At 68.1% G+C, this 16,835-nt stretch carries 16 protein-coding genes; 15 read left to right on the forward strand and 1 reads right to left on the reverse strand.

What is annotated here, in order from left to right:
- Positions 1-72: 72 nt before the first annotated feature.
- On the reverse strand, positions 73-1,134 hold the full coding sequence (locus tag VFV19_04655) for a CDP-alcohol phosphatidyltransferase family protein (GenBank protein ID HEX4823575.1): 1,062 nt from the start codon (positions 1,132-1,134) through the stop codon (positions 73-75).
- Between the two features lie 257 nt (positions 1,135-1,391).
- On the opposite strand from VFV19_04655, the gene VFV19_04660 reads away from it, so the two are divergent.
- The 15 genes from VFV19_04660 to VFV19_04730 all read left to right on the forward strand — a co-directional run bounded on the left by VFV19_04660 (position 1,392) and on the right by VFV19_04730 (position 16,832).
- The gene (locus tag VFV19_04660) at positions 1,392-3,593 is read left to right on the forward strand and encodes an Rne/Rng family ribonuclease (protein HEX4823576.1); all 2,202 of its coding nucleotides are present in this window, start codon (positions 1,392-1,394) and stop codon (positions 3,591-3,593) included.
- 3 nt (positions 3,594-3,596) lie between these two features.
- A complete protein-coding gene (locus tag VFV19_04665; protein HEX4823577.1) occupies positions 3,597-4,586 on the forward strand; it encodes a DUF1028 domain-containing protein in 990 nt (329 codons plus the stop codon).
- On the forward strand, positions 4,583-6,850 hold the full coding sequence (locus VFV19_04670; protein ID HEX4823578.1) for a penicillin acylase family protein: 2,268 nt from the start codon (positions 4,583-4,585) through the stop codon (positions 6,848-6,850). Before VFV19_04665 ends, VFV19_04670 begins: the two co-directional genes overlap by 4 nt.
- A gap of 179 nt (positions 6,851-7,029) precedes the next feature.
- A complete protein-coding gene (locus tag VFV19_04675; protein ID HEX4823579.1) occupies positions 7,030-7,656 on the forward strand; it encodes a hypothetical protein in 627 nt (208 codons plus the stop codon).
- Complete coding sequence (locus VFV19_04680; protein ID HEX4823580.1) at positions 7,653-8,591, forward strand: tetratricopeptide repeat protein; 939 nt, start codon at positions 7,653-7,655, stop codon at positions 8,589-8,591. Before VFV19_04675 ends, VFV19_04680 begins: the two co-directional genes overlap by 4 nt.
- An 83-nt stretch (positions 8,592-8,674) precedes the next feature.
- Complete coding sequence (locus tag VFV19_04685; protein ID HEX4823581.1) at positions 8,675-10,546, forward strand: 2-oxoacid:acceptor oxidoreductase subunit alpha; 1,872 nt, start codon at positions 8,675-8,677, stop codon at positions 10,544-10,546.
- Positions 10,543-11,553, forward strand: a complete 1,011-nt coding sequence (locus tag VFV19_04690; protein HEX4823582.1) for a 2-oxoacid:ferredoxin oxidoreductase subunit beta — start codon at positions 10,543-10,545, stop codon at positions 11,551-11,553. Before VFV19_04685 ends, VFV19_04690 begins: the two co-directional genes overlap by 4 nt.
- A gap of 40 nt (positions 11,554-11,593) precedes the next feature.
- Positions 11,594-12,037, forward strand: coding sequence for an SgcJ/EcaC family oxidoreductase (locus VFV19_04695; GenBank protein HEX4823583.1), 444 nt, complete (start codon positions 11,594-11,596; stop codon positions 12,035-12,037).
- Complete coding sequence (locus VFV19_04700; GenBank protein HEX4823584.1) at positions 12,034-12,960, forward strand: DMT family transporter; 927 nt, start codon at positions 12,034-12,036, stop codon at positions 12,958-12,960. The genes VFV19_04695 and VFV19_04700 overlap by 4 nt, the downstream gene beginning before the upstream one ends.
- 163 nt (positions 12,961-13,123) lie before the next feature.
- Positions 13,124-13,549, forward strand: a complete 426-nt coding sequence (locus tag VFV19_04705) for a cupin domain-containing protein (protein ID HEX4823585.1) — start codon at positions 13,124-13,126, stop codon at positions 13,547-13,549.
- 174 nt (positions 13,550-13,723) lie between these two features.
- Complete coding sequence (locus tag VFV19_04710) at positions 13,724-14,092, forward strand: VOC family protein (GenBank protein HEX4823586.1); 369 nt, start codon at positions 13,724-13,726, stop codon at positions 14,090-14,092.
- Entirely contained in the window at positions 14,089-14,586 is a 498-nt protein-coding gene (locus tag VFV19_04715; protein HEX4823587.1) for a hypothetical protein, read from the forward strand. Before VFV19_04710 ends, VFV19_04715 begins: the two co-directional genes overlap by 4 nt.
- Positions 14,587-14,738: 152 nt before the next feature.
- Positions 14,739-15,179 (forward strand): ATP-binding protein, encoded by a 441-nt coding sequence (locus VFV19_04720; protein ID HEX4823588.1) that lies wholly within the window; start codon positions 14,739-14,741, stop codon positions 15,177-15,179.
- Positions 15,180-15,195: 16 nt separating this feature from the next.
- The gene (locus VFV19_04725) at positions 15,196-15,516 is read left to right on the forward strand and encodes a hypothetical protein (protein ID HEX4823589.1); all 321 of its coding nucleotides are present in this window, start codon (positions 15,196-15,198) and stop codon (positions 15,514-15,516) included.
- A gap of 11 nt (positions 15,517-15,527) precedes the next feature.
- Positions 15,528-16,832: an amidohydrolase gene (locus VFV19_04730; GenBank protein ID HEX4823590.1), complete on the forward strand. Its 1,305-nt coding sequence runs from the start codon at positions 15,528-15,530 to the stop codon at positions 16,830-16,832.
- The last annotated feature ends 3 nt before the right edge of the window (positions 16,833-16,835 follow it).

Raw genomic sequence — 16,835 nt, forward strand, 5'->3', positions numbered from 1 at the left:
CAGATCCCCCCTCGTCGGACCGGGAACCCAAAATAATTGCAAGGAGGAATCTGTGGACCGCCCGGGGGCAAGTCAAGAAACGGCTGCGGTCGAGCTGAAGGCGGCGCGATGCCGCCACGTCCGGAGCCCCAGGTCGCCGAGGGTCGTCCCGAGGGCGAAGAGGGTGGCCGCGAGCGCAAGCGACGGCGATTTTCCGGCGAGGAGCGCCCAGAGGAGGATCGCCCCGCAGACCGCCTGCACTCCCGACCGGACGAGGTCCGGAAGAGCGTCCCGGACATAGCCCATCTGGACGAGCGAATTGTCGATCCCCCCGGCGGCCAGCTCGGCCGCGAGCAGGCAGAGGATCGACACCGTGGGGTCGTCCGGCCGGTCGAGCGCCGGCAGATAGAAGATGGGGAGCGCCAAGGACAGCCCGGCAAGTCGGAGCGCCTCGACCGGCCGCCTCGAGAATCGCGCGGCGAGCACCTTCCGCATCCCCCACGCGTACTCCGCGCCCGTCCAGAGCGTGATCGCGACGATGACGGAGAGCGACGCGAAGATCGCGGGCTTGGGCTGGAGGACGAGGCGCCCGAGGAATTGCACGACGAAGAAACCGGCCCAGCTCCACTCCATCCAGCTCGGGCGGCGTCCGCGGACGAGCGCGATCGCGGCCGGCAAGCAGGCGATCGCGGCCGAGATCCCCAGGAGGATCGCGATCGTCCGGTCGTCCTGGTAGAGCCACATGAGGAGGATGAAACCGGCCCCGACCATCTGCACCATCGTCTTCAGCTTCGCGATGTTGCTCGTCTTGAACGAGAACCCCTCCTCGAGCGCGATGCTCCGGAGCGCCGTGACCGCGAGCTCGCGGACGAAGAGGATGAGGACGAGCGACGCCGGCATGATCTGGAAATCCGAGAGCGGGACGAACCCAGCGACGAGGAAGATCTTGTCGACGACCGGGTCCAGGAGCGCCCCGAGCGGGGTCGAGCCGTACTTCCGCGCCAGATAGCCGTCGAGCGCGTCGGTCAGCCCCAGGACGACGTAGACCGCCAGCGCCCCGAGCATCCATCCGTGCGTGTTCCGGTAAATCATCACGATCGGCACAGGAAGCAGGACGAGCCGGGCGAGCGTGACCTGGTTGGCCGTGATCCGCACGCCGGGATGATAATCGACAGTCGACAGTCGACAGTTCACAGTCGTTAGTCGATCGTTCAGAGGTTTTTGAACTGTTAACTGTGAACTGTCAACTGTGATCTCTCCCCCGTGTGCTAGGCTGTTCGCGATTGCGCACCCGCCCCCGCGTGAGCGCTGGAGAGGCCCACTGAGGCCCCGGCGGCTCCGCGGCGACGCGAACGTCGCATGGAGCGACGCGAACGAAAGTGGCGGGTCCGCCGGAGAACGACAAAAACCCGATGTCCAAGATCATGCTTGTGAACGTGACGCACGTCGAAGAGTCGCGCGTCGCGATCCTCGAGGACGGCGTCCTCGAGCAGTACGAGATCGAGACGATCAACCGCACCAACATCAAGGGCAACATCCACAACGCGGTGGTGGAGAACATCCACCCCGCGCTCGACGCCGCGTTCCTCAGGATCAGCGGCGACCTGAAGGGCTTCCTCCCTCTCGACGAGGTCAACTTCAAGCTCCTCCCCGCGCGTACCGAGTCGCGGGCGAAGGGCCGGATCGGGCAGCACCTCCACCCCGGCCAGAAGCTCATGGTCCAGGTCGTTCGCGAGCCGTTCGCCGGGAAGCCGCCGACGGTGACGACCTACTTCTCGCTCCCGGGGCGCTACCTCGTCCTCATGCCCGGCGCCGACTCGGCGGGAATCTCCCGCAAGATCCAGGACGAAGCGCAGCGCGACCGCCTCAAGAAGATGGTCGACGAGCTGAACCCGCCCGAGGGGTTCGGCCTCATCGTGCGGACCGCCGGCGTCGGTCAAACTAAAACCGAGCTGCAGCGCGACCTCCGCTACCTGCTGCGCCTCTGGGACTCGATCCAGCGGGCCAGCCGCCAGACCGAGTTCCCGGGCCTCGTCTACCGCGAGCGCGACCTCGTGATCCGCACCATGCGCGACTACTTCACGCAGGACATCGACGAGGTGTGGATCGACAGCCAGGAGACGTACGACCGCGCGCTCGAGTTCGTCTCCGACGTCATGCCGGCGAAGGCGAAGATCATCAAGCTCCACACCGGCGACCGGCCGCTCTTCTCGAAGTTCAACCTCGAGGAGCAGATCGAGAGCATCTACAAGCGCCGCGTCCCGCTGAAGACCGGCGGCGAGATCGTCATCGACGGCACCGAGGCGCTGACCGCGATCGACGTCAACAGCAAGGGGGCGCCGAAGCACGGCGACGCCGAGGACAACGCGACCCACACGAATCTCGAGGCCGCCGCCGAGATCGGCCGGCAGCTCCGCCTTCGCGATCTCGGAGGCCTCGTCGTCATCGACTTCATCGACATGATGGCCGCAAGGAACCAGAAGAAGGTCGAGACGGCGATGCGCGCCGCGATGAAGACCGACCGCGCGAAGTACGACGTCACCCGCATCTCGAAGCTCGGCTTGCTCGAGATCGCACGCCAGCGGATCAAGGGCGAGAAGATGGGGGCGTCGTACGCGACCTGCCCGGAGTGCGAGGGGTACGGCCTGATCAAGAACGTCGAGCCGGCCGGGCTCGCGGCTCTCCGAAAGCTCCAGACGCGCTGTATCCGGAACGACTTCGGCAAGGTCCACATGCGCGTCCCGCCTGAGATCGCCCACTGGATCCTGAACCACAAGCGCGACGACCTCGTCTCGCTCGAGCGCCGCTACCAGGTGCGGATCCTGGTCGAGCCGAAGGGCTCGCTCCTCCGTCACGAGAGCGAGTTCGAGTTCTTCCCGCGCGAGAAGATCGAGGTTCCGCCGGCGCTCGTTGCCGGCGACCGGCCGGCTCCCCCGGCTCCGCCGGACCTCGTCGATCTGGAGAAAGCCGACGAGCCGGAGGCCGCGGAGGCCGAGGCGAAGGCGGCTCCCCAGCAAGAGGACGAGAACGGCAGCGGCAAGCGCCGTCGCCGCCGCGGGCGTCGTGGCGGGCGCGGCCGTAACCGCTCTCGCGGCCAGGAAGGCGATTCCGAGAACGCTCCTCCACCCGAAGCTCCCGAGGTCGCCGCGGCGCCCCCGGCGGAAGATCTCGGCGAAGCGATCGACGACGAGGACGGCGACGACGCGCTCGAGGAGCCGGCCGGCGACACGCCGGAGGTCGCCGCTCAGGGCGAAGGCGCCTCGCAAGATGAAAACGGCGAGGGCGGACGCCGCCGTCGCCGGCGCCGCCGCGGACGCCGCGGGCGTGGCGGACGCGGTGCGCCGCAGGGCGCGCCGTCGAACGGTAGCGACAACGCCGGCCAGGAGCCTGCGCCCCCGGCCACCGCCGCCGCTCCGTCATCCGGCCACGACGACGAGCCGTCCGTTCCGCGAGGGGTCGTCGCGCACGAGCTGATGCCCGCCGCGACCGGCGGCCGCCGCCGCGGGCGGCGCGGAGGTCGCGGACGCCGCGGCTTCGGATTCACGGAGCCGGCGGACCCGCAGCTCATCTCGCCGCAGAACCCGGTGCCGAAGCCGCGGTTCGACGAGGACTAGGCGATGCCGATCCTCGCCGCCGCTCTCCTCGCCGCGATGCCTGCCGTCGCGAAGCCGTCGATGCCGGTCGCCACCTTCTCGATCGTGGCGCGCGATCCCAAGACCGGCGACCTCGGCGTCGCCGTGCAGAGCCACTGGTTCTCGGTCGGCTCGGTCGTCACGTGGGCCGAAGCGGGCGTCGGCGCGGTGGCCACGCAGTCGTTCGTCGAGCCGGCGTACGGGCCGAAGGGGCTCGCCCTCCTCAAGCAGGGCGCGTCGCCGAAGGACGCCCTGGCGAAGCTCCTCGTCGAGGACAAGCAGAGCGACGTGCGGCAGGTGGGGATCGTCGACGCCTCCGGGCGCTCGGCGTCGCACACCGGGGCGAAGTGCATCCCCGGAGCCGGGAGCCACGTCGGCGACGGCTACGCGACCCAGGCGAACCTCATGCTCACGAACGAGGTCCCCGACGCGATGGCCGCCGCGTTCGAGAAGGCCGAGGGGCCGCTCGCCGAGCGGATGCTCGCCGCGCTCGAGGCGGCGCAGGGAGTCGGCGGCGACATCCGCGGCAAGCAGTCGGCGGCGATCCTCGTCGTCCGCGCGAAGGCGAGCGACAAGCCGTGGACCGACCGTCTCGTCGACCTCCGGATCGAGGACCACCCGCAGCCCTTGGTCGAGATGAGGCGCCTCCTCACCCTCCACCGCGCGTACGAGATGATGAACCGCGGCGACGAGGCGGTCGCCGTCGACAAGATGGACGAGGCGCTCCGCGAGTACAGCGGCGCGCAGCGGATGGTCCCCGACAACGACGAGTTCGTCTTCTGGACCGCGGTGACGCTGGTCACCAACAAGCGCACGAACGAGGCGATGCCGCTCTTCGCGAAGGCGTTCCGGATGAATCCCGCGTGGATGCTCCTCGTCCCGCGCCTTCCGAAGGTCGGGCAGCTCCCCGCCGAGCCCGGCCTCGTCGAGAAGATCCTCGCCGTCGGCCCGAAGGCCGATCCGACCGCGAAGTGATCGCACGGATCGCCGCCCTGGCGGCGATCGCGCTCGTTCTCGCCGGCCTCGCGGGGCTCGCGGTCCTTCTCTGGCCGCTGCCGACGCGGCGAGGGACGGCGACGATCGGCGGCCTCGCGACGCCGGTCGAGGCCACCTACGATCGCCAGGGGATCCCCCACGTCCGCTCGGTCCTCGAGATCGACGCGTGGCGCACCCTCGGGTGGGTCCACGCCGCCGACCGGCTCTTCCAGATGGAGCTGCGGCGCCGCGCCGCGGCGGGACGCCTCTCCGAAGTCTTCGGGACGGCCGCGCTCGAGATGGACAAGCGGGCGCGCACGCTCGGCTTCGCTTCGATGGCCGAGCACGACTGGGACGTGGCACCGGACGACGACCGCGCGATCCTCCAGGCGTACGCCGACGGCGTCAACGCCTACCTGGCCGACCACCCGCTCCCCCTCGAGCTGGAGGTGCTCCACCTCCACCCCGAGCCGTGGACCCCGCTCGACTCGCTCTCCTTCCAGCGCCTCATGTTCGACGACCTCTCGATCGCCGCGTCGCGCGAGCAGGAGCTGTTCGACGACGCCCGTGCGCGCGGGCTCGCCGCGGTGAAGCAGTACGACGCCTCTGAGGGTGGGACGACGGAGGTCGCGCCAGAAATCGCGGAGCTTCTCAGAGGGGACAGCTTCCGAAACTCTGAAGTACGAGTTTCGGAAGCTGTCCCCTCTTCTTCCCCCGCCGGAAGCAACGCGTGGGCGCTCTCCGGCGAGAGGACCGCTTCCAAGAAGCCGCTACTCGCCGGCGATCCGCATCTCGATGCCGAGCGGCCGGGGGTGTGGTACGCGGCGCATCTGACGAGCGCGGACGGGCTCGACGTCGCGGGGCTGACGCTCGCGGGCGCGCCGGCGATCCTCATCGGCCACACCGCGCGCGTCGCATGGTCGATCACGATGAACCAGGCCGACGACGGCGACCTCTTCCTCGAGAAGCTGGACGGCGCCGCGGCCCTGACCCGCAAGGAGACGATCCACGTCAAGGGCTCGGGCGACGTCGTCCTCGAGGTCGCGCGCACCGCGAATGGGCCGATCGTCGAGCGGCTCGATGGCGGCTACGGCCTCGCGCGGCGGTTCGCGCCCGACGGCGAGACCAACGGCATCCGCGCGTTCCTCGACGCGGCGCGGGCGAAGACCGGCACCGCGCTCCTCGGCGCGTTCTCGCGCTACGGCGGCCCCGCGCTCAACGTCTGCTGGGCGGACACCGAGGGGCACGTCGGCGTCCACGTCGCGGGAGCGGTCCCGGCCCGCATCGCGGGCTCCGGACGATTCCCCGTCCCCGCGTGGACGGGAGCCTACGGCTGGGAAGGACGCATCCCGTTCGACCGGCTCCCCGCTGTCGCCGACCCGAAGGAAGGGTTCGTCGTCACCGCGAACGACGACTGGAGCGTCGCGGGCCGGCCGCTCCCCTACCCCGGCCTCTACGCGACGAGCGATCGCGCTGGCCGCGCGCGCCAGCTCGCCCAGGCGCTCACACGAGCGAAGGTCGCCGACATGCGCGCGATGCAGGCCGACGTCTACTCCCCCTACGCGGCGCGCATCGTCGCGGCCCTCGCACGCGACACCTTCGCCGACCCGGGGGCCCGGCGGGCCGTGACGATCCTTCAGCACTGGGACCGCCACGCCGACACGACGGGACCTTCCCACCTTTTCTACGCGTTCCTCGGCGAGCTGCGCCGCGAGATCGCGAAGGCGGCGCCGGCGGCCTCGTGGTCGCTCCTCGACCGCCTCGTGACCGGCGAGGCGCCGGATACTTACTGGGACGGCGAGAAGCGCGACGCGCGCCTCTCGAAAGCGCTCGCCTCGGCGCTCGCCTCGATCGAGAAGAGCGAGGGGAGCTCCCCCGACCGCTGGAGCTTCGGGGCGGCTCATCGGTTGAGCTACCCCCATCTCTTCGCGGGCGAGTTGCCGGGCGCCGTCGCGCGCCGCCTCGCCTTCGGGCCGGTCGCGCTTCCCGGCGAGTGGAACACGCTCGACGTCGCCGGCTTCTCGCTCCGCTCGGACCGGTTCGACGTGAGACACATCCCCTCCGCGCGCCTCATCGTCGATCTCGGCGATCTCGACCAGAGCCGGCTCGTGCTCCCGCTGGGGCAGTCGGGCCAGCTCTTCGACCGGCACGCGCACGACCAGCTCGACGCGTGGAGCACGAACGAGGATTTCCCGCTCCCGTTCACGCGCGCCGCGGTCGACGCGGCCGCGGTCTCGACGATGCGTTTCGTTCCCGCCGACTGACCGTAACGCCGACAAGCACGAGCGTCGCCGCAGCACTGTCGTGATGCGCGGCCTCGTCGGCATTTCACGAAGATCGACGACGAAAACCGGTCGCGTAGAAGCGCGTGGAACTCATGGACTTCGCGCATTTCCCACCGTAATTTGACGGTTCCTCAGGGTCAGGGCGGCGACAACAGACGATGACGATTCCTACGGTGCTGGATGTGTTCCACGAGCGCGTTCCTTCCGCGTTCGCGTACCTCTTGGAACCCTACGGCTTCAAGCTGACGCGCGACGACGACTACGCGTTCGTCGCGAAGGCGCGGCACTGCGACGTCGTCGTCGAGCTCGACTGGGGGTCGATCGTCGTCTCCCTCCGTCCGGCGGAGACGGGACGCGCCGTGCGCCTCTCGTTCATCGTCGGCGCGCAGGATCCGTCGATCCTCTTCCTCCCTCGCTATCCGTGGGGACCGGAAGAGGCCCACGAAGAGATCGACAGGCAGGCGGAGCTCCTCGAGCGCTTCTGCGCCGACCTCCTCTCCGGCGATTTCTCGCAGTGGGCCAGCCTGGAGGCGCACCAATCGCAGGTCCTCGAGCAGTGGCGCCGGGAATCGGAGAGATTGGTCAAGGAGGCGAGGGTCAAGCTGGTCAGGCGGAGGGCCGAGGGGGCTTGGCAGCGCCGGAGCTTCTCGGAGGCCGCGCAGCTTTACGCGTCGATCCGCGATGATTTGACCCAGGCCGAGATTGCCCGCCACGAGTACTGTCATCGTCGTACGATCCTTCAACCCGTGCCAAGCGCGCGGGTCGCGGAGGAGGGGCTGGCGTGAGCGGGAAACCGATGGATCGTGCGTTGTCGCCGCAGTCGTCGCGGCCACCTTCCAGGGAGGACCTGGGCGCGCCTCAAGATGCGCGTCTGACGGCGCATGCGGCCGCGGCCCGGGCGCGCCTCGCGACGATCCTGGGAAGCCCGGGGCCGCTCCCGCTCCTCGAGGCCACGCTCCTCGTCGCGGCGGAGGAGCATTCGGGGATGGACGTGCTCACGCAGGTCGGGCGCGTCATGACGATCGCGGGTGAAGCACGCGAGCGCGTCGCCGAGCACACGAACCCCTTCGCGCGTCTCGAAGCGGTGCGTTCGCTCCTCTTCGACGAGATCGGCCTCAAGGGGAACGTCGACCAGTACGACGACCCGCGGAACTCGTATCTCGACGACGTCCTCGACCGGAAGCTCGGCATCCCGCTCTCGCTCTCGATCCTCACGATCGAGGTCGCACGCGGCGCCGGCCTCGACGCCTGTGGGATCGGCCTCCCGGGGCATTTCATCGTCCGCGTCGAAGAGCAGGGCCGGAAGCTCTACGTCGACCCGTTCCACGGCGGCCACGTCATCACGATCGAAGACTGCAAGGAGCTCGTCGTCCGTACGACCGGGCGCGCCTCGCTCTTCCGGAAGGACTCGCTCGACGTCGCCTCCCCGCGCGCGATGCTCTCGCGCCTCCTCATGAACCTGAAGCGGATCCACTTGGCACAGGGCGACTACAACGCCGCCTTGGGGGTCGTCGAGCGGCTCCTCATCGTGGCGCCGGGCGACGCGAAGGAGATCCGCGATCGCGGCCTCCTCCTCGCGCATTTGGGACGGCCCGACGCCGCCGTGGCGGACCTCGAGAGCTACCTCGCCCTCGTCCCGCAGGCGCCGGACGCCGACTCCGTGCGCGGCCGGCTGGCTTGGATCCTCAGGAAAATGGGGCCGATCCAGTCCGAGACCTAGCCTGCGCCCTCATTGAAGCGCCCTCCGGCATTCGCCATAATGACTGGCGATCGGGCCGTCCCGGCCCGCTCCGAAAGGCGCGCATGGACACGACGAGCACCACGAGACAGAAGGAACCGGTCGAGACGCTGAGCCGCGTCGTCATCCGCTTCGCCGGCGACTCCGGCGACGGGATGCAACTCACCGGCACTCAGTTCACGGCGACGGCGGCGGCGATCGGCAACGACCTCGCCACCTTCCCCGACTACCCCGCCGAGATCCGCGCCCCCGCGGGCACGCTCGCCGGCGTCTCGGGGTTCCAGGTCAACTTCTCCTCCGAGGACATCTTCACCCCGGGGGACGCGCCGGACGTCCTCGTCGCGATGAACCCCGCGGCGCTCAAGGCCAATGTCAAAGACCTGAGGCCGGGCGGCATCCTCATCGTCAACACCGACTCGTTCCGCGACAGCGACCTCACGAAGGCCGGCTACGCGAAGAGCCCGCTCACCGACGGCTCGCTCGCCGCGTTCCAGGTTCATGAGGTCGACATCACGAAGCTGACCCGCGCGGCCTTGAAGGAGACCGGGCTCCCGCAGCGGATCCAGGACAAGTGCCGCAACTTCTTCGCGCTCGGGATGATGTACTACCTGTACCACCGGCCGATGGACGTCTCGATGCACTGGATCGAGCAGAAGTTCGGGAAGAAGCCGGAGCTGGTCGAGGCGAACAAGCTCGCGCTCAAGGGCGGCTATGCGTACTGCGAGGCGACCGAGATCTTCCAGGTCACCTACGAAGTCCCGAAGGCGAAGCTCGAGCCGGGCACCTACCGGAACATCTCGGGGAACCAGGCCCTCTGCCTCGGCTTCGTCGCCGCGGCGCAGAAGGCCGGGCGTCCGATGTTCCTCGGCTCGTACCCGATCACCCCCGCTTCCGACATCCTCCACGAGATGTCGAACTACAAGAACTTCGGCATCGTCACCTTCCAGGCCGAGGACGAGATCGCGGCGATCGGCTCCGCGCTCGGCGCCGCGTTCGCCGGCGACATCGGCCTCACGACGACCTCCGGCCCGGGGATGGCGCTCAAGATGGAGTTCATCGGGCTCGCCATCATGGTCGAGCTGCCGCTCGTCATCGTCGACATCCAGCGCGGCGGCCCCTCGACCGGCCTCCCGACGAAGACCGAGCAGGCCGATCTCCTCCAGGCGATGTTCGGCCGCCCGTCCGAGGCGCCGTGCATCGTGATCGCCGCACGCTCGTCGTCCGATTGCTTCGACGTCGCCTACGAGGCCGTGCGCCTCGCCATGAAGCACATGACCCCGGTCATCCTGCTCTCGGACGGCTACATCGCGAACGGGGCGGAGCCGTGGAAGCTTCCGAAGATCGACGCGCTGCCGGCGATCGACGTGCGCCTCCACACCGAGGCCACCGGGTTCCTCCCCTACGCGCGCGACCCGGAGACGCTCGCGCGCCCTTGGGCGGTTCCCGGAACGCCGGGGCTCGAGCACCGCATCGGCGGCATCGAGAAGTCGAACGGCACCGGCAACATCTCCTACGAGCCGGCGAACCACGAGGCGATGGTCCACCTCAGGGCCGACAAGGTGGCGCGCGTCGCGAACGAGATCCCGCCCTGCAACGTCGAAGGCGATCCCGACGGCCTGCTCGTCCTCGGCTGGGGCTCGACCTTCGGCGCGATCACGGGCGCGGTGCGAAGAGGCCGCGCCGAAGGGCGCCGCGTCGGGCACCTCCACCTCCGCTACCTGAACCCGATGCCGGCGGACCTCGGCGAGGTTCTCGCCCGCTACGACACGATCCTCCTCCCCGAGATGAACCTCGGGCAGCTCGCGATGCTCATCCGCGCGAAGTTCCTGCGCGACGTCGTGCAGCTCAACAAGGTGCAGGGACAACCCTTCAAGGAGAGCGAGATCCTGGCGAAGATCCAGGATCTGGCTCCGGCGAAGGAAGGGGTGCGGGCATGAGCGGCGGCGTCCTTCTCACCAAGAAAGACTTCTCGAGCGACCAGGAAGTCCGCTGGTGCCCCGGCTGCGGCGACTACGCCATCCTTGCGTCGGTGCAGTCGGTCTTTCCCGAGCTGGGGATCCCGAAAGAGAAGTTCGTCGTCGTCTCGGGGATCGGCTGCTCTTCGCGATTCCCGTACTACATGAACACGTTCGGCTTCCACACGATCCACGGCCGCGCGCCGGCGGTCGCGACCGGCGTCAAGATCGCGAACCCGGACCTCTCGGTGTGGATCGCGACCGGCGACGGCGACGCGCTCTCGATCGGCGGGAACCACATCATCCACCTCATGCGCCGCAACGTGGACGTCAAGGTCATGCTCTTCAACAACCGTATCTACGGGTTGACGAAGGGCCAGTACTCTCCGACCTCGGAAGTCGGCAAGAAGACGAAGTCGACGCCGTTCGGCTCCGTCGATCGCCCGTTCAACCCGATCTCCGTCGCGATCGGCTCCCGCGCGTCGTTCGTCGCGCGCAGCGTGGACGTCTACGCCCCGCACCTGAAGGAAGTGCTCCACGCCGCCGCCAAGCACAAGGGCACCGCGTTCATCGAGATCTTCCAGAATTGCAACATCTTCAACGACCTCGCCTTCGAGCAATACCGCGAGAAGGAGCTTCGCGACGACAACGTCGTCCACCTGAAGCACGGCGAGCCGCTGATCTTCGGCAAGGCGAAGGACCGGGGCATCCGGATGAACGGCTTCACCCCCGAGGTCGTCACGCTCGGGAACGGCGTCACCGAGAAGGACCTCGTCGTCCACGACGTCAAGGCACCCGCCGCCTACGCGTTCATGCTCTCCCAGATGGAGGCGCCGGCTTTCCCGACGCCGATCGGGGTCCTCCGGGACATCGACGCCCCCGTGCTCGAGGCCGCGATGCACCGGCAGATCGACGACGTCGTCGCGAGCAAGGGCAAGGGCGACCTCCAGGCGCTCATCTACGGCGGAGAGACCTGGGACGTCGTCTAGCTGCGAGTCGGTAGTCTACCGACTTCTCGAGGTGTCTCTCATGCTCCTCACCGCCGCCGCTCTTCTCGCTGGTCTCCTCGCAGCACCCGGTACGGTCAGGCCCGCCCCCGCTCCGCCACCGTCGTCGATCCGAAAGGACATCGAGAAGCTCCTCGACACGCAGTCGGCGGCATGGTCCAAGGGCGACCTCGACGGCTTCTGCAGCGTCTACGTCGACGACGCCGCGTTCATCACACCGAGCGGCCTGACGCAGACCAAGAAGGCGGTCCTCGATCGCTACCGCGTCAAGTACAAGGACCCCGCCGGGATGGGCAAGCTCCGCCTCGACGTCATCGAGGTGCGTGAGCTGACCCCCGACGCAGCGTCGGTCGTCGCGCAGTGGACGCTGACGTGGCCCGACAAGCCCGAGGCCACCGGCCTCACCCTTCTCGTCCTCAAGAAGACGAAGGAGGGCTGGCGGATCCTGCAGGACGCGTCGATGTGAGCGAGCGGGCGAAAGCGGTATTCGCCCTCCTCATCGTCACGATCCTCTGGGGCGGCACCTTCGTCTGGATGAAGCAGAGCCTCACCGCGGCCGCCCAGGCGCTGGGCCGGCCCGGAGGCGCTGCCGTCGTCTGCCTCTACGTCGCGATCCGCTTCGCGATCGCGGCGGCGATCCTCCCGCTCTGGCCGCGCGCGCGCCGCGGCCTCGACGCCCGCGCGTGGCGCGGCGGCGCGATCCTCGGCATCCTCCTCTTCACCGGGTTCCTCGCGCAGATGCTCGGCCTCGAGGGCGTCTCGCCTCCCGTCTCGGCGTTCTTGACGAGCCTCTACGTCGTCGTCGCCGCGCTCATCTCGGCGTGGATGCACCGCACCCGCCCGCACACGCCGTTCCTCATGGGCGTCGGCCTCGCGACGTTCGGCGCCGGCTTCATCCAGGGGCCGCCGCAGCTCGCCTTCGGCCCCGCCGAATGGCTCACCGTTGTCTGCGCCTTCATCTTCTCGATCCACATCCTGGCGACCGACCGCATCACGAAGGCCCTCCCGCCTCTCCCCGTCACACTCGCGATGTTCGTCGCAACAGCGGCGTTCGCGATCGTGGCACTGCCGGTCGCCCTCGCCGTTCCCGGCGCGCCGAGCACGAGCGACCTCGTGGCGCTCCTGCGCAACCACGCCTTCGTGACGCCTCTCCTCTTCGCCGTGTTCTTCGCGACGATCCTCGCCCTCACGCTCATGAACCTCTACCAGCGCGCGATCGATCCCGTCCGCGCCGCGATCCTCTACGCGCTCGAGCCCGTTTGGACCACGATCATCGCGATGGCGATCGGCCTGGGCCGTCCCGGCACGTGGCTCTTTATCGGCGGCGGCGCGCTCGTCGCCGGCAACCTCATCGCCGAGTGGGGCGCCGCGCACGACATCAAGGAGTGAGGATCGGCATGCTGCCGGCCGAATGGACAAGGACACTCCCTCACCGGACGGACCGAGCGCGTAAGATCAGATCCACGTTGTCGACGGAGCGCGTCCGCCATCGCCGTGGGGGTCTCGGCGAAAACGCGGAGGCGGGCTCTCGACACTTCGAAGGAGGAGTCCCGTGACGTTCAAGCACGCAGCGATCATCTCGATTTCGGCGGCGCTCATCGCAGCGGTGCCGCTGGCCGCCGTCGCCGCAGGCCCGACGGTCGTGATGACGAAGTCCGAGCTCAAGTGGAAGGACATGGGGAACGGGGTCCAAGCTGCGCCCGTTTCAGGCGACATGGACAAGGGTCCCAGCCGCTTCTTCCTCAAGTACCCGGCCGGCCTGGTGACACCGAAGCACCATCACGACACCGACCACTACGTCACGTTGATCTCGGGTGCCGTGACGCTCACCGTCAACGGCAAGGACTACAAACTTGGGCCCGGCGACTACTTCGCCTTGACCAACAAGGCAGCCCACGTCGCCAAAGTCGAGGGCAAGGAAGCCGCCGTCTTCTTCGTCGAGGCCGACGGACCTTGGAACGTCGTGATGGAGAAGTAGGCAGTCGTCTGCGAGGGCACCCTGCCGCGTCGACGGTACGATCATCGCGATGGCGATCAGCCACATTCGTTCCGGCCCGCGGCTCTAAATCGGTGGCGCTCCACTCGTCACGGAAAACCTCATCGCCGGGTGGGGCGCCGCGCACGATGTCAAGGAGTGATAGGAGACACGCCCATGCCCCACGGCAAGATCTGCTATCTCGAAATCCCAGCCAACAGAGCGGAAGACGCAGCGGCCTTCTACGAGAGCATCTTCCGCTGGAAGGTACGCCCTCGCGGCGACGGGAATCTCGCCTTCGACGACAACGGCAGCGTGAGCGGCACGTGGGTCAAGGGGAGCGACCGAACTCCCGATGAAAGAACTCGGGTGTACATCATGGTCGACAACATCCGAGAGTCGCTCGAGCAGATAGAGGCCGCAGGCGGAAGAGTGCTGACATTCCGCACGGACATCGGCCCCGGCATGGGCACCTTCGCAGTCTTCGCCGACCCCGTCGGCAATGAATTCGGGTTGTACGAGGAGCCGCAACGGCGGACTTCATGAATCGAGGGACGACACGTTTCAGCGCCGCTCCGCTCCTCCTTCTTGGCGCGGTCGCCGTGGCGGCCGTTCAACCCGGGAACGTTTCGGCGCCGACCGTGCCGATCGTGGGCCAGTGGCGTCTGAACCTCTCGCGAACGCACTACGGCACCGGTGTGGACGTGCGGCGAAGTGAAACGTTCACGTGCGACATTGATCGCAAGCTGGTGCGGTGCGTTATCCGTAGCGTCCGTCAGGACGGTCGGAAGCTCACAGCGCAATTTGCAACGCCGACAGATGCTTCGCCGGCGCCGGTCACGGGCATCCCTGATATCGATTCGGTCTCATTGTCGCAACCGATTCCATCGCTGCTCGATGCGACGTTCTCCTTTCGAGGGAAGCCGGTCTTCGCGTACCGCGCCTATCGTTCGAGCGACGGCGCATCGCTCATGATCGTCTCCGTGGATCCGATTTCACACAGCGCGATGACGACGGTGGTCGTTTACGATCGCCAGTGACAGCGCCCTCATCGAGTTATCCCAATCCGGGGCATCGGCGCGGCGCAAGGAGATGACGGGCGGTGAACGATCCCTATTGAACGTGCGGCCTTGCGGCCCTTAGAGTCACCTCGTCCGAGGGAACAGTGGCGCGTCCAACAGGGGCAAGGCTCGTGATCGTTTGCGGCCTGCCCGGCTCCGGGAAGACGACGCTCGCATCGTCACTCGAGGCCAGGCTTGAGGCCGTCCGCATGTCGCCCGACGATTGGATGGACGCGCTCGGCATCAGCCTCCATGACGAAAGCGGTCGAGCGCGGATCGAAGCGCTTCAGTGGAACCTGGCTCAGCGGCTGCTCGGCCTCGGTCAAACGGTCATCATCGAATGGGGCACCTGGGCGAGATCGGAGCGCGAGGTATTACGCTTGGGAGCGCGTGCCCTGGGCGCGGCCGTCGAGCTCCACTACGTATCGGCCGAGCCGAGTGTCCTGGTCGAACGCATTCGTGCGAGGGCGAGGGAGCATCCGCCGCTTTCTGACGATGCGATCCGAGAGTGGATCACGCGCTTCGAAGCACCCGACGAGACGGAGCTCTTGCTCTACGACAGTCCCTTGTGAGAGGACGTTCAAAACGATGGTCGTGAACCTTCAGACCGACTCCTGGTTGGTCGTGGCCCCGATCACCATAGGCATCCTCTCGCTGCTCGCTGCGTGGTGGAAGTTCTTGTCGTTCTGGGAGCGTATGTGGAGCGAGTCGCTCTCATCGAGGAGCGTCGATCGTCGGATGGTGCGCTGGCAACGAACGCTCTTCCGAGGGCGTGCTCTGCTCGGACGGTGGGGCGGTCCAGGGAAGCTCGCGGGTCTTCGTGTTCTGATCCTCGTTTCTCGGGGTATCGTTCTGCTGATCGCCGCGGTGCTGCTCGTTTCCATAGCCGTGAGGCTGCTGAAGACGTGAGAGGACAGAGCATGAGACCGTGCTTCGTGATCGCGGCCCTGGCGCTCGTCTCCATCGTGTCGGCGCAGACGCCGGCCGCGCAACGTGGCGTCGGCGCCGCGCAGGTCGATGCGATCTACCCCGACATCGAGAAGCTCTACATGGACTTGCACCGCAACCCGGAGCTGGCGTTTCACGAGCAGCGCACGGCATCGACGCTCGCGGCTCGCGTCAAGGCGTTGGGGTACGAGGTCACGACCGGCGTGGGCGGCAGCGGTGTCGTCGCGATCCTGAAGAACGGGTCCGGCCCGACGGTGATGTTGCGCACCGAGCTCGACGCGTTACCGATGGAGGAGAAGACCGGCTTGCCGTTCGCGAGCACGGCCAAGACGAAGAACGACGCCGGCGACGTGGTGCCCTTGGCCCACTCGTGCGGGCACGATCTGCACATGGCGGTGTGGGCCGGCACGGCCGAGCTCATGGCGAAGCACCGCGACCTTTGGCACGGAACGCTCATGCTGGTCGGGCAGCCGGCCGAGGAGATCGTCGCGGGCGCGACCGCGATGCTGAAGGACGGCCTGTTCACGCGCTTCCCGAAACCGGACTACGCGTTGGGCATCCACGACGAGCAGTCTTTGCCCGCCGGCGTGGTCGGGTTCCATTCCGGCTTCTTCCGCGCGAACTCGACCGGCCTCGAGATGACGGTGTACGGGAAGGGCGGCCACGGCGCCTATCCGCAGAATGCGATCGATCCGGTGCTGATCGCCGCGCGCATCGTGGTCGGCCTGCAGAGCATCGTGTCGCGCGAGAACGACCCGGCTGATCCCGCCGTGATCACGGTCGGCAGCATCCACGGCGGCACCGCCTCGAACATCATCCCCGACGAGGTGAAGCTGCAGATCACCGTGCGCTCGCTCGATCCGGCCGTCCACAAGCGCCTGCTCGCGGCCATCGCGCGCCAGGCGAAGGGCGAGGCGCTCGCCGCGGGCGCTCCCAGGGAGCCGCTGATCGAGACGAAGTCCAGCACCGACGCCGTCTACAACGATCCCGAGCTGACCCAGCGCATGGTCGCCGCCGCGCGCGCGGCGCTCGGTGCCGACCGCGTGGTCGAGATGCCCGCACAGATGGGCGGAGAGGACTTCTCGCAATTCGGACTGGCGGGCGTCCGTTCCGTCCTGCTGCACGTCGGCGCGGTCGACGCGGCGAAGCTGGAGGCTTCGCGCAAGTCCGGTGTGCCGGTGCCCGGCGTGCACTCGCCGTTGTGGGCGCCGGAGCGCGAGCCTACGATCAAGGCCGCGATCGCCGCGGAGACGGCGATCTTGATGGACTTGCTCTAAGGC

The sequence above is a fragment of the Candidatus Polarisedimenticolaceae bacterium genome (assembly GCA_036275915.1).
GTDB lineage: Bacteria > Acidobacteriota > Polarisedimenticolia > Polarisedimenticolales > DASRJG01 > DASRJG01.